Origin of the sequence: Thauera sp. SWB20, assembly GCF_000831325.1 — a bacterium.
GTDB lineage: Bacteria > Pseudomonadota > Gammaproteobacteria > Burkholderiales > Rhodocyclaceae > Thauera > Thauera aminoaromatica.
The window spans coordinates 100,211-117,469 of sequence record NZ_JTDM01000017.1 but is presented as its reverse complement, the minus strand read 5'-3'; the positions used below and the strand labels follow the sequence as shown (position 1 = coordinate 117,469).

Sequence of the window (17,259 nt, the reverse complement as noted above, 5' to 3'; positions counted from 1 at the left end):
GTCCGGCTGCGCGTGCTGCTCCTGGGAGCGCTGATGCTGGTGTGCGGTGGGGCAGCGCAGGCGCAGGATTCCGGACCGCCCTACCCGCCGGTCGTGCCGGGCAAGGCGCTGGTGTTTCCGCAGGATTTCGGCGCGCATCCGGCCTATCGCACCGAGTGGTGGTACATCACCGGCTGGTTGCGCGATGCGGCGGGGGTGGAGCGCGGGTTCCAGCTCACCTTCTTCCGCGTGCGCACGCGCATCGGCGAGGACAACCCGAGCCGCTTCGCGCCACGCCAGTTGGTGCTCGCGCATGCCGCGGTGGCCGACCCGGCGACCGGCAGGCTGCGCCACGCCGAGCGCTCGGGACGCGCCTATCCCGGACTGGTCGAGGCGCTGGAAGGGCGTACCGCGGTACGGGTGGATGACTGGTTCCTCGAAGGAGGAGAGAGCCCGGCGGCCGGCTACCGCAGCCGCATCGAGGCGGAGGACTTCGGTTTCGAGCTCGAATTCACCCCGGACCGCGCGCCAGTGCCGAACGGGCGCGATGGCTACAGCCAGAAGGCGCCCGATCCGCTCAATGCCAGCTACTACTACAGCCGCCCGCAGCTCGCGGTGAGCGGCTCGCTGCGCCTGGATGGCGAGCCGGTGGCGGTGAGCGGCCATGCCTGGCTGGATCACGAGTGGTCGAGCGAGATCCTGCCCGAGGGCGCGCGCGGCTGGGACTGGATCGGCATCAACCTCGGCGACGGCGGCGGCCTGATGGCCTTCCGCATGCGCGACCACGAGGGCCGCGCGCTCTGGGCGGCCGCGACCACGAGCACGCGCGATGGCAGCGTCCGCATCCACCCGCCCACGGAGGTGCGCTTCGAACCGCTGCGCCGCTGGCGCTCGCCGCGCACCGGAATCGAGTACCCGGTGGAGTGGGCGGTCACGGTGGGCGAACGGCGCTACCGGCTGCGGCCGCTGATGGACGACCAGGAGCTCGACAGCCGCGCCTCCACCGGGGCGATCTATTGGGAGGGCGCGGTGCGCCTGCACGAGGCGGGGGGGGGTGCCGGGGAGGGCCCCGAGCTCGGGCGCGGCTACCTGGAGATGACCGGCTACGCCGAGCGCTTGCGCATGTAGAAACCATGAAGGGCCATCCGTTCCCTCTCCACCTGACCCCGTTGCACGGGAGCTCGCGGCAGAGCGAAATTCCGTCTGACGCGTAGAACGCCAACGCCCGCCGGACCAGCCACGCGAGCCCGGTGCCGGCAACACCTCATCGCGCCCGTTTCGCCAGCGCAGCCGTCAATGAAGCTGGCTGGATGCTGCCGGCCCTGGCGCCTGAAAGGCCGCGCGCGCCTGTGCAAGGCGTCCTTCCAGTTCGTCCTTGGACAAGACGTCCTGCTCATGCAGCCAAGAGAACTTTGCGATCTCGTCCTCGAGCGTGTTGCGCATGTCCAGTTCGCCATAGAGAGCAAGGAGCTGGTCCTTTCGCCGGCGGTTGATTTCATCGACGATCCGATCATGCTCGCGGTCCTGAATCACGAGGACGTTACCCGCTTGCGAGCGGAAAACCGAATACTTGACGGTTGCCCAGCGGTACCAGACAAGGCAGATCACCCCGATGAGAAGCCAGAAGCCTCGCCCCTGAAGCGAGTCGCCGGTGACCATCGCGTGCCCCAATTGCAGCACACCGATGACGCACCAGATCAGTCCGGCATTGCGCAGCCATTCGTTCCGCTCGATCGAGACCGAGGCCTTCGTCGGGAAGCCGGCGTACTGCACGTCGATGTCGCCGGAGCCGCTGCGGTCCTTGTACGCATAGTTGAAGCTGTCGTCGTTGAACGTGAACTTCAATCGGTTGGAACGCTTCTTCTGGTTGATTTCCACGGAGTCCTCCGGTTCATGGGTTGTCTTGCGCCGTCAGGCAAGCCGCTTGATCAGCGCCACGACGCCCAGCAGCAGTGTCAGTTTGGTAATCGACAGCAGGTTCCTGCTCATCTGCTCCTTCATCAGCGCTCGACCTTCACCCCGGACCCGCACCCACGGATAGAACACGAGCACGCCCCACAGGGCGACGGGCAGCAGCGCGACGAGCGCGAACCAGGCGACGCCGCCATCTCCGACCCGTAAGACAGCCTCGCCGGGGTTGAACGTCGCCCTCAACACCCAGGGCGTGGCGGGATCGTTGGTGCGCAGGACAGTGTGGCGGGCACCGGGCGCCGCACGGATATACACATCCCGCGACACCGCAAGACGAGCGCGCTCGCCCGTCTCCAGGATGTGGCCCTCGAGCGTGTAGCCGGGTGACAGGCTGAAGCCCGATGCGGGCGGTGTCAGGGCGGTCGTGACGAAGACCGCGTCTCTGGCCCAATCGGTGCGCAGCACGAGGCTGCCGTGCTCGACGGCGCCTCGAACGATCAGGAACGCGAGGGTCGCGACCACTATCGTCATCAGGATGGCGCTAGGTGCTGCGAGGGCTTGCAGCCGCCGCGATCGGCGCGTTGCGCGTTGCAGCGCCAAGAGGCCCTTGTGGTGCCGCTAGAGCAGCAAGGCAGCGGCGGACACCGGCTCGAGCGTTCGACGCCCCTCCTGGTCCAGGAAGTTGAAGTGCGTCGCGGATTCAAGGCAGGTCAGCAAGCGTGCAAGGGATTCATTCAGGTTGCCGCTGTTCAAGCGCTCGGCGTCGACGGCGAGGCTCACCTCGATCGAGTTGTCGTAGGTGCCGATCAGGACGCTCCCGCACTCCCAGGTGCCGACCAGGCGTGCGAAGCGATGCAGGCGCCGGATGGAAACCTCCGGGTCCTGAACGCGGCCGAGCAGATCCGGTACTTCTTCTGCCTCCACCGGCAATGGCTGCAGATCGGGAAACGCCTTCTTCAATCGTTCGACGGTTTCACGCGCACGCGTGGACAGGGTCGCGCATGCTTCAGGGCTCTCGTCGGCCGCCCAACGCGCATCGCTCGTCAGGTCCGAGCCCTGCTGCAGAAGGCGGAGGTGGCCGAGCACGAGGTCGAAACTGTAGCTATGCTGCATGCGTTTCCCGCCGATCAGGAGCTGCCCTGGATTATGCCGAAGAACTTCAAGCCCACAAGGTACAACCGACTTGTGATGGGCATGTTGCTGTCGTTTCTGGCGACCGGCCACAGCCAGGCCAACGACCATGCTGCCGGCCGGACCTTGCGTCCGACGGCGGTAGCCCTTCACATCCACGAGGAGATCGCCGACCAACGCTTTGTTCCGAAACTGGTCGCGCGCCTGCAAGGCAGCCTTGCACCACCGATCGTGACGATCCCGACCAAGATGGATCTCGCGCCTTTTCGGCCAACGCTCGGGCTCATGGATGCGCGTCCGCTCCTCGATGCATTGATCGGCAGCATCGACTGGCGAGGGGATGGAACGGTCGTTCGCGTCGTCGTGATCGCCGACGACATGCAATTGAAACCGGCGCGTTTCAACTTTGCCGCCAGTGCGGGAGACACGAGTACGCCGTTTCACCTTTCGATCGTTTCGCTTGCAAGGCTGCAGCAACTCACCGACCGTGGGCGCGTGGATCGCGACCCCGACCGCACCGCGCAACGCGCATTCAAGCTGATCGCCAAGAACACCGCCCGACTCATGGGATACGCGTCGAGCGATGCCTGCCTTTTCGCCTTTCCCCGCAGCCTTTCCGAACTCGATGCCACGCCTGAGAACTTCTGCGAGCCGGATCTCTCGGCCCTTGTCGCGGCGGGCATCGCTCGATCGCCGCAGTGATTGCCCAAGGACGCAGCGGTGCAGCGAGACTCAAAACCTGTGATCCGGAGTGGCGTCCTTCCTCGTCGGCCATTGCCCTGAATGCGATAATGGCAGCTTTCCAGACTCGAACAGGATTCCCCACGTGATTCTCGTGACAGGCGGCGCCGGCTTCATCGGCGCGAACTTCGTGCTCGACTGGCTCCAGGGTTCGGAAGAGCCGGTGATCAACCTCGACGCGCTGACCTATGCCGGCAACCGCGAGACGCTCGCGCGCCTGGAAGGCGACGCGCGGCACCTCTTCGTGCATGGCGACATCTGCGACCGCGCCCTGGTCGAGCGCCTGTTCGCCGAATACAAGCCGCGCGCGGTGGTGCACTTCGCCGCGGAGAGCCACGTCGACCGCTCCATCCACGGTCCCGGCGCCTTCGTGCGCACCAACGTAGACGGCACCTTCACCCTGCTCGAAGCGGCGCGCGCGCACTGGAGCGCGCTTCCCGCCGGCGAGCGCGAGGCCTTCCGCTTCCTGCACGTGAGCACCGACGAGGTCTACGGCTCGCTCGGCCCGAACGATCCCGCCTTCACCGAGACCAAGGCCTACGAGCCCAACAGCCCCTACTCGGCGAGCAAGGCGGCGAGCGACCACCTGGTGCGCGCCTGGCATCACACCTACGGCCTGCCGGTGCTCACCACCAACTGCTCGAACAACTACGGCCCCTACCAGTTCCCCGAGAAGCTGATCCCGCTGATGATCGTGAACGCGCTCGCCGGCAAGCCGCTGCCGATCTACGGCGACGGCCAGAACGTGCGCGACTGGCTCTACGTGGGCGATCACTGCAGCGCGATCCGCGAAGTGCTGGCGCGCGGCCGCCTCGGCGAGACCTACAACGTCGGCGGATGGAACGAGATGGCCAACCTCGAGATCGTGCACACCCTGTGCGCGCTGCTCGACGAGCTGCGCCCGAGTGCAGCCGGCAGCCACGCCCGCCTGATCACCTATGTCAAGGATCGCCCCGGCCACGACCGCCGCTACGCGATCGACGCGCGCAAGATCGAACGCGAGCTCGGCTGGCGGCCGGCGGAGACCTTCCAGAGCGGCATCCGCAAGACCGTGCGGTGGTACCTGGACAACCCGGCCTGGATCGCCAACGTGCAGAGCGGCGCCTATCGCGACTGGGTGGCGCGCAACTACGCCGGACGCGAGGCCCGCGCATGAAGATCCTGCTGCTCGGCAAGAACGGCCAGGTCGGCTGGGAGCTGCAGCGCGCGCTCGCGCCGGTCGGCACCGTCGTCGCGCTCGACCGTGGCGGCGCCGACGGCCTGCATGGCGACCTCGAGGACCTCGATGGCATCGACCGCACCGTGCGCAGCCTGGCCCCCGACGTGATCGTCAACGCCGCCGCCTACACCGCTGTCGACAAGGCCGAGACCGATGTCGAGCGCGCGCAGCGCATCAACGCGGAGGCGCCGGGCGTGCTGGCCCGGGCCGCGGCGACCGTGGGCGCGCTGCTGGTGCATTACTCGACCGACTACGTCTTCGACGGCAGCGGTGACACCCCCTGGCGCGAGAATGCCCCGACCGCACCGCTTTCCGTGTACGGCCGCAGCAAGCTCGCCGGAGAGGAGGCGATCCGCGCCGCGGGCTGCCGTCACCTGATCCTGCGCACCTCCTGGGTGTATGCGGCGCGCGGCGGCAACTTCGCCCGCACGATGCTGCGCCTCGCGGCCGAGCGCGAACGCCTGACCGTCATCGCCGACCAGCTCGGCGCACCCACCGGCGCGGAGCTGATCGCCGATGTCAGCGCGCATGCCCTCCGTGCCGAACACGCGGACCGCAGCCTGGGCGGCACCTATCACCTCGCCGCGGGCGGCGAGACGAGCTGGCATGGCTACGCAAGCTTCGTGATCGAGCAAGCGCGCAAGCTCGGGGCGACGCTCAAGGCAGGCGAGATCGCGCCGATCGGCACCCGCGACTATCCGACCGCCGCGGCGCGGCCGCTCAATTCACGGCTCGACACCTCGCGGCTGCGCGAACGCTTCGGTCTCGCGCTGCCCGACTGGCGCGACGGCGTCGCCCGCATGCTGCGCGAGATCCTGGACTGAAGCACCCGGCCGAACGACAGAACAACGCAAGGACCCGATTCATGACCATCAAGAGCGTGATCCTCTCCGGCGGCTCCGGCACCCGACTGTGGCCGGCGTCGCGCGAGAGCTATCCCAAGCAACTCCTCCCCCTTACCGGCGAGCGCTCGCTGCTGCAGGAGACCGCGCTGCGCCTGAAGGACTTCCCCGGCGGCGAGGTCGACCCGCGTCCGCTGGTCGTCACCAACGAGGAGTATCGCTTCATCATCGCCGAACAACTCCGCCAGATCGGCGTACGTTCGCCACAGATCGTACTCGAGCCGGTGGGACGCAACACCGCGCCGGCGCTCACTTTGGCCGCGCTGGTTGCGGTGGAGGAGGGCGATCCGATCCTGCTGGTGATGCCTGCCGACCACGTCATCACCGAACAGGTCGCTTTCCAGCATGCGATCGCGATCGGCGCCAAGGCGGCAGCCAAGGGTGCACTGGTGACCTTCGGCATCGTGCCCGACCGCCCCGAGACCGGCTACGGCTACCTCCGCAGCGGCGAGGCGCTGGCGGAGGGCGAGGGCGCGCGCGCACTGCTCGAGTTCGTCGAGAAACCCGACCGCGCCACCGCCGAGGCCTACGTGGCGAGCGGCGCCTACTACTGGAACAGCGGCATCTTCATGATGAAGGCCTCGGTGTGGTTGGCGGCGATCCGTCGCTTCGCGCCCGAGATGGCCGCGGCCTGCACGACGGCGGTCACCGGCTGCACCCACGACGCGGACTTCATCCGTCTCGACACCGCCGCCTTCGAGCGCAGCCCGAGCGACTCGATCGACTACGCAGTCATGGAGAAGCTCGCCGAAGCGCCGGAGCTCGGGCAGGGCGTGGTCGTGCCGCTGTCGGCCGGATGGTCCGACGTGGGCGCCTGGGACGCGCTGTGGGCGGTGTCGGCCAAGGACGGGGAGGGTAACGCCGCGCGCGGCGAGGTCCTCTTCGAGGCCTGCCGCAACACGCTGGTGCACGCCGGCAGCCGCCTGGTCGCCGCGGTGGGCTGCGAGGACATGGTGGTGGTCGAGACCCCCGACGCGGTGATGGTCGCGCACAAGGATCGCACGCAGGACGTCAAGAAGGTGGTCGCGCGCCTGAAGGCCGAGGGCCGCACGCTCACCCAGAGCCATCGCAAGGTCTATCGTCCCTGGGGCTGGTACGACTCGATCGACGCCGGCGAGCGCTTCCAGGTCAAGCGCATCGTGGTCAATCCGGGCGCCAAGCTCAGCCTGCAGATGCACCACCACCGCGCCGAGCACTGGATCGTGGTGAAGGGTACGGCGGAGGTCACCAACGGCGAGCGCAGCTTCCTGCTCGCCGAGAACGAATCGACCTACATCCCGCTCGGCCACACCCACCGCCTGTCGAACCCGGGCAAGGTCCCGCTCGAGATCATCGAGGTGCAGTCGGGCAGCTACCTCGGCGAGGACGACATCGTCCGCTTCGAGGACACCTACGGCCGCAGCACGGCTTGAGCGTCGGACCAGCCGCTGCCGCCCGGTACGCGAAGCGGCGCGTGTATAATGCGCGCCGCTTCACTTGTGCTGAAGTGTGCGGGGATGGCGGAATTGGTAGACGCACTGGATTTAGGTTCCAGCGCCGCAAGGCGTGAGAGTTCGAGTCTCTTTCCCCGCACCAGGGTTTTCAATCTGGCATTGCACGCGCGTGCTGCAGCGTTCCCGCAAGCGCGCTCGCGGCCAGGAAGTCCCCCTGCAGTAGGTGCAACTAAAACAGCGAGAATATGTGTTATGTAAACAAATATCCGACATGGCATCTCGGTGCGAAGAATTCGCCTTCCAGCCTTAGAATCCCGCCTGTCCTCCTCGCTCCTTCCTGCCTCCCACCCCTCGCGTCCCTCGCGATCCCATGCAAGCGCCCCTCGAATCCCACGTCACCCTCTTGGTCGTCGACGACGATCTCGTCGCGCAGGCGCGCATGAATGCCTACTTTTCAAAGGAAGGCTACCGCGTGCTGCTGGCCGGCGACGGCGAGTCCTTCTGGCGACAGCTCGCCCAGGGAGAGGTCGACCTCGTGCTCCTCGACATCAACCTGCCCGGTCAGGACGGCTTGTCGTTGGCGCGCGAGCTGCGCGCGCGCGACGCCTCGATCGGCATCATCCTCGTCACCAGCCGCAACGACGACGTCGACAAGATCGTCGGGCTCGAGGTGGGCGCCGACGACTACGTGACCAAGCCCTTCAACCCGCGCGAGCTGCTCGCCCGCGTCAAGAGCCTGCTGCGGCGCAGCGCGACGCGTCCGGCGGAGACGGCGGACAGCCTGCGCTTCGCGGGCTGGGTGCTGGAACTTTCGCGGCGCAGGCTGCGCGACCGCGCGGGGCAGGACGTGGCGCTGACGCGCGGCGAATTCGAAGTGCTCGCGCTGCTGGTGCGCCACCCCGGCGAGATCCTCGACCGCGATCGCCTCAGCCGCGCGGTGAGCGGGCACAACTGGTCGCCGCAGGACCGTTCGGTGGATGTGCTGGTGCGCCGCCTGCGCGCGAAGCTCGACGATCCGGCGCGTACGGACTCGCTGATCGCAACGATCCGCGGCGAGGGCTATCGGCTGGCTGCCGACGTCGAGCCTGGCGGGGTCTGATCCGGCCTTTGCGCTTCCGCGTCGTCCGCCGCAGAACGCAAGGCGTCGAGCGCCTGCAGCGTGTACGACCAGGCCTCGCCCAGCTCGCCCGCGCGCGCGGCCAGGTCGCCGATCGCGCCCGCGCGCGGCGCGTCCCCCTTCGGGTCCGGTTTCAGCGCCTCCTCCAGCGCGCCCGCGCATTCCGCCAGCCGCCCTGCCCCCACGTTGCCCGCGGCGCCGCGCAGCTTGTGCGCGAGGCGTGCGCAGGCTTCGTGCTCGCCGGCGCGGGCGGCGGCGAGCAGCGCGTCGATCAGCGGCTGGCCCTGCGTGCGAAAGACGCCGACGATGTCGGCCACGGTCTCCTCGCCCAGCGCCTCCCGCTCCGCACGCAGGAAATCGGCGTCGATCCAGTCTGTCGCCTGCAGTACCTCCGCGACACCCGCCGTGCCTCGCGTGGGCACTGCGGCCGCTGGCTCGGCAAGGAGATCGGCGAGCAGCGCGCGCAGGCGCTCGCGCGCGAAGGGCTTGGACAGGAAGGCGGCGAAGCCCGCTTCGAGCAGCGCATCGACCTCTCGGCGCGGGATGTGGGCCGACATCAGCACGGCCGGAGTGTGCGCGTGCGCCGGCAGCGCGCGCAGGCGGGCGAGCAGCTCGCGGCCGTCGCCGTCGGGCAGGTTCATGTCGATCAGGGCGAGGTCGATCGGGCGCGCCTGCAGCAGGCGCAGTGCGTTCTGGATGTCGGGCGCACACACCGCCTGCTGACCGAGGGCGTCGAGGAAGCGCTCGACCACCATGCGATTGACCTCGTCGTCCTCGACCACCAGCACGCGGTGGCCGGGGGGCAGCGCGGTCCGCTTCGGCTCCGTCGCGGCAGGCAAGGCCTCGACGGCCGCCGCTGCGGTCGCCGGGAGGGGGATCTCGAAACTCACCGTGGTGCCCTGCCCCGGCGCGCTCTTCAGCTCGATCGCGCCGCCCATGGCCTCGACCAGGCGGCGGCACACCGCCAGCCCGAGGCCGGTGCCGGCGTGGTGGCGGCCGCTGTCGCGCACCTGCACGAAGGGCTCGAAGACCTCCTGCTGGCGCGCGGGCTCGATGCCGATGCCGTGGTCCTCGACGGCGAAGTGTAGCTGGTCGGGTTGCGTACCGGCGCGCACGCGCACCGTCACCGCGCCCGCGTCGCTGAATTTGATCGCGTTGCCGACCAGGTTGAGCAGGATCTGGCTGAGCTTGCGGCGGTCGCCCTGCACCGCGTCGGGCAGCGCGGGATCGACCTCGGCGATCAGCGCGAGCCCGCGTACCGCGGCGCGCGTGCCCTGCACCGCGAAGACATCGTTCACCGTGTCGCGCAGGCTGAAGCTCGCCTTGTCGACCTGCACGCCGCCCGCTTCGATGCGGGCGAAGTCGAGCATGTCCTCGAGCAGCTCGAGCAGCAGCACGGCCGCGGCGCGCATCTGCGCCTGGTACTGCTTGCGCTCGGTGGTCGAGCTGGCGTCCTCGACGAGTTCGAGCAGACCGAGGATACCCGCGAGCGGGGTGCGCAGCTCGTGGCTGACGGTGCCGAGGAAGGCGGTCTTGGCGCGGTCGGCCTGCTCGGCGGCGTGACGGGCGCGAGCGTGATCGGCGGTCTCGCGCGCGAGCGCGGCGTTGGCCTCGCGCAGCTGCGCGGTGCGCGCCAGCACCTGGTTCTCGAGCTCCTGCTGCTGCTGCCGAAGCTCTTCTGCGAAGCGGTCGCGCTCGATCGCGTTGGCGCGGAAGCGTTCGAGCGCGACCGCGAGCGAGGCCAGCTCGTCGTCGCCCGCGGTGTCGATCGCCACCTCGCGTCGGCCGGACGCGAGTGCGAGGGTGGCCTCTTCCAGCGCGCGCAGGCGCCCGAGCGTGTGACGCCGCAGCGCATGGACGGTGACGCCCAGGGTCACCAGCAGCAGCGCCGCGGCGATCACGCCGAAGGCGATCAGACCCGAGGTCGCGCTGCGTTCGGCGGCCGATCCGGCGGCGGCGAGGATGCGGCCGCCGCGGTGGATCAGCTCGCCGGCGAGGGCGTCGAGCTCGGTGGTGAGTTCGCCGACCACGCCCTGCAAGGTCTCCACCTGCGCGCGCAGGGCGATCTCGCGTGCGCGCAGTGCGAAGGTACCCTCCTCGTCCAGCGCCGAGGCGAGCAATCGGAGCACCCGCTCGCCCTGCTCCCGCCCACCCGGGTCGGCGATATCCGCGAGCCGGCGCGCCAGCAGTGCGAGGTGCGCGGCGAACTCGACGCGTGCCGCCTGCAGCCGTGCGCCCGAGTCGAGCTCGTCGAGGCGGCCGATGAGAAAGCCGAGCGCATGCACGGTGAGGTTGAGTTCGTGCATGCGTTCGAGGCTATCGATGTCGAGATCGAGCACACGCTCGCGCGCAGCCTCGCGCTCGGCCAGGCTCGGCGCGCCCTGCCCGGGGTCGGGCTGCAGCAGGGTCGTGAGGGTGGACACGAGCTGCGCGGTGGCGTTATCCGCGTGGATGCGGGCAAGCTCGTCGAGCCCGTCGATCGCCGCGCGCAGCGTGTCGATGCGCTCGAGGCGGGCGGCACGCAGGCGCAGGCGTTGGTCGATCGCCGCGCTCATGCCTTCGAGGCCGGCGGCGAGGCGGTCGCCGGTCGCCTGCAGGCGCTCGCGCAGCTCCGCCTCGACGTGCGGCGAGCGCAGCGCCGCCAGGCGGTCGCGCACCAACGGCACGTCGACACCGAGCGCGGCGCGCAACTGATCGAGCTCGGCCGCCGAATCCGCCCGCAGCAGCCGCGGCGCAAGCGCCGCGAGGCGGGCGTTGGCGCGCACCGCCTCGTGCAGCGCGTCGGCGGCCGGCAGGGTGTCGCGCACGATCGCCTGCTGGCTGCTCACCACGCGCTGGAAGCTGACCCAGCCCACCACCGCCACCAGTACGGTGCCGAGCGCGGCGACGAGCAGCCCCAGTAGCAGGCGTTCGCGCAGGCCGAAGCGGCGTTCGTGGCGGGGTTTCACGTAAGATGGGGCGGTCACGGTCGGTGGGGAGCGGGTGTGCTTGCGCAGTGGTCGAAGGCGACGAGTCGATGGGTTTCATCTTACCGGCGCAGCGTCCGCCACGGGTTGCTCGGGCTTGCGCTGGGCGCGCTGCCGAGCTGCGCCGCGGCGCTGGCCGGTGCGCAGCCGGCAGCCGAGTGGCCGCTGCAACGCTGGGCAGGCGATCATCGCGCGGCAAACGGCGCGGCCGAGACCGGGCCGGACATCGTTCCGCCCTCCCCCACGCGTGGCTGGCGCCTGTGCGCGATCTACCCGCACCTGAAGGACAGCTACTGGCTGGCGGTGAATTTCGGCATGACCGAGGAGGCGCGCGCGCTCGGCCTCGGCCTGGGCGTACGCGAGGCCGGCGGCTACGGGCAGCTCGCCCGCCAGCGTGAACGCGTGGCGGAGTGCCTGGAGGATGAGGCGGTCGATGCGCTGCTGATCGGCACCGTCAGCCGCGGCGGGCTCAACGACCTGCTCGCGCCGCAACTCGACCATCGGCTCGTGCTCGGGGTGGTGAACGACATCGACCCGCAGGTGGTGCGCGCGCGCATCGCCGTGCCCTGGTACCAGCTCGGCTGGACGATCGGCCGCTGGCTGGCCGCACGCCATCCCGCGGGCGGTCCCCCCGCGCGGATCGCGTGGATTCCCGGACCGGCGGACGCGGACTGGGTGGGCTTCATCGACCGCGGTTTCCGCACGGGCATCGCAGGCAGCGCGGTGAACGTCGTCGCCGAGCGCCACGGTGACACGGGGCGCGCGATCCAGCGCCGGCTGGTGGAGGCTGTGCTCGACGAGCAGCCGCAGCTCGATTACCTGGTCGGCAACGCGCCCATGGCCGAGGCCGCGATCGCCGAGCTGCGCCGGCGCGGACGCGAGGGGGCGACGGCGATCGTGTCGTCCTACCTGACTCCGGCCGTCCATGGTGGCATCCTGCGCGGCCGCATCCTCGCGGCGGTGACGGATTTCCCGGTGCTGCAGGGGCGGCTGGCGGTGCGTCAAGCCTTGCGGGCGCTGGAGGGGCGGCCGATCGAGCCCTACCTCGGCCCGGCGGTCGAACTCGTGGACAAGAGCTCGCTGGGACGTTTCCCGGTGCAGTGGATGTTGCCGCCGGCGGGTTTCGTACCGGTGTATCAGATCGCACCGGCACTGCCCTGAGAAATCCCTTCTCCGCCTCCGAAAGCCGATGAATCCACCTGCCGATCCCCTTGCCCGCATCGCCCGATGGCTGCGCGAGACCGACGGGCTGATCGTCGCCGCGGGCGCGGGCATGGGGGTGGATTCCGGGCTGCCGGATTTCCGCGGCCCCGAGGGCTTCTGGCGGGCCTATCCGGCGCTCGGCCGCGCCCACGTGCGCTTCGAGGAGATCGCCAATCCGGCCGCGTTCGAGCGCGATCCGGCGCTCGCCTGGGGGTTCTACGGGCACCGCCTGGCGCTCTACCGGCGCACCGTGCCGCACCGGGGCTTCGCGCTGCTGCAGGAGATCGCCGCGGGATTGCGCGGCGGCGCCTTCGTCTTTACCTCGAATGTGGATGGGCAGTTTCAGAAGGCCGGCTTTGCCGATGCGCGGATCATGGAGGTGCACGGCTCGATTCATCACCTGCAGTGCCAGCGCGGCTGCCGGGGCGCGGTGTGGTGCGCGGAGGGCTTCGAGCCGCAGGTGGACGAGGAAGCCTGCAGACTGCTCGGCGAGCCGCCGCGCTGCCCGCATTGCGGCGGCGTCGCGCGGCCCAACATCCTGATGTTCGGCGACTGGGCCTGGATTCCACGCCGCACCGAGGCGCAGGAGGCGGGGCTGGTCGCCTGGCTGGAGCACGTGCGCAGGCCCGTGGTGATCGAGCTCGGCGCGGGCGAGAACGTGCCCACGGTGCGCCGCTTCGCCGAGTCGATCGGCGGACGGCTGGTGCGCATCAACCCGCAGGCGGAGCCGATGCTCCCGGCGGGCGCGATCCACCTGCGCTGCGGTGCACTCGAAGGCATTGCCACCGTCCATGCGGCCCTGGTCCGGCACCGCTGACCCGACGCCCGATTCGCGCCTTGCGGCGCTCCTTCTACATGAACCGGCACGGCTGCGGGCGTAACCGGCGATCAGCTGTCGACGTGCGTCGATCTCCGGAGCGCCCGTTTCGCGCCTTGCGGCGCGCCTACATTTTTCCCACGCGGTATACGCGGGCCTCGTAGGGTGCGAGCTCGAGCGCGTGGGCGGCAGGGTGCGCTTCGACGGCGCGGTTGGCGAGCAGCAGGCGTTCGTGGCGGAGCACCACGCCGGGATGATCGAAGCGCGCCGGGCGAGGGCTCAGGTTGACGATCACCGCAATGCGCTCGCCGTCCAGCCGGCGCTGGTAGGCGTAGATCTGCGCGTCGTCCTTCATCAGCAGGCGATAGTCGCCGAGCACCAGCGCCGGCTCGGCCTTGCGCAGCGCGATCAGGCGGCGGTAGTGGTTGAGCACCGAAGCCGGGTCGTGGCGCTGCTGGGCGACGTTGATGCGGCGATGGTTGGGATTGACCGCCAGCCACGGCCGTCCGCGCGTGAAGCCCGCCTGAGGGCCGTCGTCCCACTGCATCGGCGTGCGCGCCGGGTCGCGGCCGGTGAGCACGAGGTCGGCGACGATCGCGCCCTCCTCCTCGCCGGCCAGGCGGCGCTGCGCGTAGTCGTTCTTCGCCAGCACGTCGTCGAAGTCCTCGATGCGCTCGAAGACGCCGTTGGTCATGCCGATCTCCTGGCCCTGGTAGATGAAGGGCGTGCCCTCCATCAGGAAGTACATCGTCGCCAGCGCGGTCGCGCTCTCGCGCCACAGCGCGCCGGTGTCGCCCCACTTGGAGACGACGCGCGGGATGTCGTGGTTCTCCAGGAAGAGCGCGTTCCAGCCCTTGCCGTGCAGCGCATGCTGCCAGCGCGACAGCACCTTCTTGAGCGCGACCACGTCGAGCGGCGCGCCGGGCGCGCGCGACCACAGCGCCAGGTGCTCGAACTGGAAGATCATGTCGAGCCGGCCGCGGTCGCTGCCCACCCACTCCACCGCCTCGCGCGGGCCGACGCCGTTGGCCTCGCCCACGGTCATCACGTCGTAGCGGCGGAAGGTCTCGCGGCAGAGCTCGCCGATGGTGTCGAGCACGCCGTCGACGTTCATGTGCATGGCGAAGGACGGCACCCAGGGCAGGCCGCGTGGATTGGGCAGGTCGGGCAGGCCCGGCATCTTGCGGATGTGGCTCACCGCATCGAGGCGGAAGCCGTCGATGCCCTTGTCCAGCCACCAGCGCACGATGTCGTGGAAGGCCGCGCGCATCTCCGGATTGGTCCAGTCGAGGTCGGGCTGGCGGCGGGTGAACAGGTGCAGGTAGTACTGCCCGGTGGCCGGGTCCCGGGTCCACGCGGGGCCGCGGAAGATGCTCTCCCAGTTGTTGGGCGGATGCCCGTCGCGGCCCTCGCGCCAGATGTACCAGTCGCGCTTGGGGTTGTCGGGCGAGGCACGCGACTCGAGGAACCAGGGGTGCTCGTCGCTGGTGTGGTTGAGCACCAGGTCGAGGATCAGCCTCATGCCGCGGCGGTGGACTTCGGCGAGCAGGCGGTCGAAATCCTCCATGGTGCCGAAGGTCGACAGGATCTTGCGGTAGTCGCGGATATCGTAGCCGTTGTCGTCGTTCGGGGAGTCGAAGATCGGGCAAATCCAGATCACATCGACGCCCAGCCATTGCAGGTAGTCGAGCCGCGCGAGGATCCCGCGCAGGTCGCCGATGCCGTCGCCGTCGCTGTCCATGAAGCTGCGCGGGTAGAGCTGGTAGGCGACGGCGGATTTCCACCAGGGGGCAGCGGGGCTCGAAACCGGCTGCGGGCCGACGGAGGGGGCTGCAGAGGGGGGCATGATTGCACCGAGCAGGCGGGTTGTTCGGGAGGCCGCGTTCGATTGTAGGCCCGCGCCCGCGGGATGACGAACGCTGGCCGGACGAACCCTTGCGCCTGTTGCCATCGCAGGCGCGACGGAACCTTGAATTGCTGCGCCCCCGCCCCCCCGCTGGAGCACCGGGCGACGCAGGCGGAGAATCGCGACTTGCGTCGCTCCTGCGGACAAGGCCGGCTGGCGGCGGGTAGCCCCCGTGGGCGCGACGGGGGTCCTGATCAGGGTGATTCGGCCCCACCACGGCGCGGGGGAACGGAATCGGGGCACAGCGATTACAGGCAGGTGCCTTGGGGCAGCTACGGACACCCGGGCCGGGCAAGCGCCTTTGCACGTGGCAGAATCGGGGGTCATGAACGCCACCCCTGCTCCCTATCCCCGCCTGGTCGCCGACATCGGCGGCACCAACGCGCGCTTCGCCCTCGTCGAGGCGCCCGGAGCGGCACCGACGCATCTGCGAGCGCTGCGCTGCGCGGAACACAGCGGCCCGGAGGCCGCGTTGCGCGCCTGGTTGGCGGACACCGGCGCCCGCCTGCCCGCTTACGCCGCCTTCGGCATCGCCACGCCGATCGACGGCGACGGCGTCGCGATGACCAATCATCCCTGGCGCTTTTCGATCGGCGCGCTGTGCGGCGCGCTCGGCCTGCGCCGGCTGACCGTGGTGAACGATTTCACCGCGCTCGCGCTCGCGCTGCCCGCGCTCGGCGACGGCGACCTGGTCCGCGTCGGCGGCGGCGAGCCGCGTGCGGGCGCCGCGCGGGCGTTGATCGGCGCCGGCACCGGGCTCGGCGTTTCGGGCCTGCTGCCCTTGCCGGGCGGCTGGGTCCCGCTGCAAGGCGAGGGCGGGCACGTGACGCTGCCGGCCTCTTGCACACGCGAGGCCGCGGTGGTCGCCTGGCTCGCCGCCCGCCATGGCCATGTCTCGGCCGAGCGCGTGCTCTCGGGTCCCGGTCTGGTCGTGCTCCACGACACCTTGCGCGCGCTCGACGGCGAAGCGCGTGTCGAGCGCACGCCGGCGGAGATCAGCGAAAGGGCGCTGGCCGGCGGCTGCCGCCACTGCGTCGAGGCACTCGAGCTCTTCTGCGCGCTGCTCGGCACGGTGGCGGGCGACGTCGCGCTCACCCTGGGCGCGCGCGGCGGGCTGTATATCGGCGGTGGCATCGTGCCGCGGCTGGGGGATTTCTTCCTGCGCTCCGCGTTCCGCGAACGTTTCGTCGCCAAGGGCCGCTTTCGCCCCTGGCTCGAACGCATCCCGATCTGGGTGGTCGTCGCCCCCCACGCCGCCCTCACCGGCGCCTCGGCGGCACTCGACAGCGCCATCGAGCTCGGCTTCACCACGCTCGCCGAGCCGCGCGGGCACGTCTCCCCGTAGGCGCGACGCGAGTCGCGATCGGGGCGCCGCCGCGCTCACCGACGGTTTTCGCATGCGCAATCGTGCGATCGCGACTTGCGTCGCTCCCACGAAAACCGGCGCGCGTGCTCTGTTGCCGGCATCCGGGTCGGGCGGTGGGAGCGACGCGAGTCGCGATCGGGGCGCCGCCGCGCTCACCGACGGTTTTCGCATGCGCAATCGTGCGGTCGCGACTTGCGTCGCTCCCACGAAAACCGGCGCGCGTGCTCTGTTGCCGGCATCCGGGCCGGGCGGTGGGAGCGACGCGAGTCGCGATCGGGGCGCCGCCGCGCTCGCCGCGGTCGCCGCATGCGCAATCGTGCGGTCGCGACTTGCGTCGCGCCTACGGACACCGCGGCTTATGGAACGGAGTCTTCCGCTGCGACGCGCGGCGGGCGGGAAATGCGGATCCGTTGCAGCGCAAAACGCGCGAAAGTTTTATCCTTGGGGCTGTCGGGCCCGTTTCGCTGCGACGCAACGAAAAAAAAGAGCCCGGCACTCGAACCGGAGAGGCGCAGATGCGCGGCGAAAAGCAGGCCGGCAAGGCCAGGACGCGAACGAGCGTTGCGGC

General features: G+C 70.0%; 14 protein-coding genes and 1 tRNA gene. 10 read left to right on the top strand and 5 right to left on the bottom strand.

All coding sequences use genetic code 11. The features are described 5' to 3' along the window. Nucleotides 1–15 precede the first annotated feature (15 nt). Nucleotides 16–1,107 (top strand): carotenoid 1,2-hydratase, encoded by a 1,092-nt coding sequence (locus PO78_RS09410; RefSeq protein ID WP_041589846.1) that lies wholly within the window; start codon nt 16–18, stop codon nt 1,105–1,107. Between the two features lie 165 nt (nt 1,108–1,272). Here PO78_RS09410 and PO78_RS09405 read toward each other — a convergent pair whose 3' ends face one another. The 3 genes from PO78_RS09405 to PO78_RS23370 form a co-directional block, all read right to left on the bottom strand. Beyond that, nucleotides 1,273–1,857: a hypothetical protein gene (locus tag PO78_RS09405; RefSeq protein ID WP_004310869.1), complete on the bottom strand. Its 585-nt coding sequence runs from the start codon at nt 1,855–1,857 to the stop codon at nt 1,273–1,275. Between the two features lie 33 nt (nt 1,858–1,890). Continuing rightward, nucleotides 1,891–2,421, bottom strand: a complete 531-nt coding sequence (locus PO78_RS23375; RefSeq protein ID WP_231570669.1) for a hypothetical protein — start codon at nt 2,419–2,421, stop codon at nt 1,891–1,893. An 87-nt stretch (nt 2,422–2,508) separates the two neighbouring features. Then, nucleotides 2,509–3,003, bottom strand: a complete 495-nt coding sequence (locus tag PO78_RS23370) for a hypothetical protein (RefSeq protein WP_231570668.1) — start codon at nt 3,001–3,003, stop codon at nt 2,509–2,511. Nucleotides 3,004–3,036: 33 nt separating this feature from the next. On the opposite strand from PO78_RS23370, the gene PO78_RS09395 reads away from it, so the two are divergent. The 6 genes from PO78_RS09395 (at nt 3,037) to PO78_RS09370 (ending at nt 8,415) form a co-directional block, all read left to right on the top strand. Further along, nucleotides 3,037–3,723 carry a hypothetical protein gene (locus PO78_RS09395; RefSeq protein ID WP_231570667.1) on the top strand — a complete coding sequence of 229 codons (687 nt, stop codon included), beginning with the start codon at nt 3,037–3,039 and terminating at the stop codon, nt 3,721–3,723. 124 nt (nt 3,724–3,847) lie between these two features. After that, nucleotides 3,848–4,918 carry a dTDP-glucose 4,6-dehydratase gene (gene rfbB, locus PO78_RS09390; RefSeq protein WP_004310864.1) on the top strand — a complete coding sequence of 357 codons (1,071 nt, stop codon included), beginning with the start codon at nt 3,848–3,850 and terminating at the stop codon, nt 4,916–4,918. Next, a complete protein-coding gene (gene rfbD / locus PO78_RS09385) occupies nt 4,915–5,805 on the top strand; it encodes a dTDP-4-dehydrorhamnose reductase (protein ID WP_004310862.1) in 891 nt (296 codons plus the stop codon). Before rfbB ends, rfbD begins: the two co-directional genes overlap by 4 nt. 41 nt (nt 5,806–5,846) lie before the next feature. Continuing rightward, a complete protein-coding gene (locus tag PO78_RS09380; RefSeq protein ID WP_004310859.1) occupies nt 5,847–7,295 on the top strand; it encodes a mannose-1-phosphate guanylyltransferase/mannose-6-phosphate isomerase in 1,449 nt (482 codons plus the stop codon). Between the two features lie 78 nt (nt 7,296–7,373). After that, nucleotides 7,374–7,458: transfer RNA gene (locus PO78_RS09375), tRNA-Leu, on the top strand. A gap of 228 nt (nt 7,459–7,686) precedes the next feature. After that, entirely contained in the window at nt 7,687–8,415 is a 729-nt protein-coding gene (locus PO78_RS09370; RefSeq protein WP_043743404.1) for a response regulator, read from the top strand. On the opposite strand, the gene PO78_RS09365 is transcribed toward PO78_RS09370, so the two are convergent. Continuing rightward, entirely contained in the window at nt 8,376–11,381 is a 3,006-nt protein-coding gene (locus PO78_RS09365; protein WP_231570666.1) for an ATP-binding protein, read from the bottom strand. The two genes, PO78_RS09370 and PO78_RS09365, sit on opposite strands and share 40 nt — an antisense overlap. A 105-nt stretch (nt 11,382–11,486) precedes the next feature. On the opposite strand from PO78_RS09365, the gene torT reads away from it, so the two are divergent. Then, nucleotides 11,487–12,560, top strand: coding sequence for a TMAO reductase system periplasmic protein TorT (gene torT, locus PO78_RS09360; RefSeq protein WP_043743399.1), 1,074 nt, complete (start codon nt 11,487–11,489; stop codon nt 12,558–12,560). Between the two features lie 28 nt (nt 12,561–12,588). After that, a complete protein-coding gene (locus PO78_RS09355) occupies nt 12,589–13,419 on the top strand; it encodes an SIR2 family NAD-dependent protein deacylase (protein WP_004310855.1) in 831 nt (276 codons plus the stop codon). A gap of 127 nt (nt 13,420–13,546) precedes the next feature. Here the strand turns inward: PO78_RS09355 and PO78_RS09350 are convergent, their stop codons facing one another. After that, nucleotides 13,547–15,265 carry a glycoside hydrolase family 13 protein gene (locus PO78_RS09350; protein ID WP_156147797.1) on the bottom strand — a complete coding sequence of 573 codons (1,719 nt, stop codon included), beginning with the start codon at nt 15,263–15,265 and terminating at the stop codon, nt 13,547–13,549. Between the two features lie 385 nt (nt 15,266–15,650). On the opposite strand from PO78_RS09350, the gene PO78_RS09345 reads away from it, so the two are divergent. Continuing rightward, complete coding sequence (locus PO78_RS09345; protein ID WP_043743396.1) at nt 15,651–16,670, top strand: glucokinase; 1,020 nt, start codon at nt 15,651–15,653, stop codon at nt 16,668–16,670. Nucleotides 16,671–17,259: the final 589 nt, after the last annotated feature.

Coding starts and splice junctions, on each gene's coding strand:
- PO78_RS23375 (WP_231570669.1), bottom strand. CDS start 2,421: ATGACGATAGTGGTCGCGACCCTCGCGTTCCTGATCGTTCGAGGCGCC.
- PO78_RS09380 (WP_004310859.1), top strand. CDS start 5,847: ATGACCATCAAGAGCGTGATCCTCTCCGGCGGCTCCGGCACCCGACTG.
- PO78_RS09350 (WP_156147797.1), bottom strand. CDS start 15,265: ATGCCCCCCTCTGCAGCCCCCTCCGTCGGCCCGCAGCCGGTTTCGAGC.
- PO78_RS09355 (WP_004310855.1), top strand. CDS start 12,589: ATGAATCCACCTGCCGATCCCCTTGCCCGCATCGCCCGATGGCTGCGC.
- PO78_RS09345 (WP_043743396.1), top strand. CDS start 15,651: ATGAACGCCACCCCTGCTCCCTATCCCCGCCTGGTCGCCGACATCGGC.
- PO78_RS09370 (WP_043743404.1), top strand. CDS start 7,687: ATGCAAGCGCCCCTCGAATCCCACGTCACCCTCTTGGTCGTCGACGAC.
- PO78_RS09395 (WP_231570667.1), top strand. CDS start 3,037: ATGCCGAAGAACTTCAAGCCCACAAGGTACAACCGACTTGTGATGGGC.
- rfbD (WP_004310862.1), top strand. CDS start 4,915: ATGAAGATCCTGCTGCTCGGCAAGAACGGCCAGGTCGGCTGGGAGCTG.
- PO78_RS23370 (WP_231570668.1), bottom strand. CDS start 3,003: ATGCAGCATAGCTACAGTTTCGACCTCGTGCTCGGCCACCTCCGCCTT.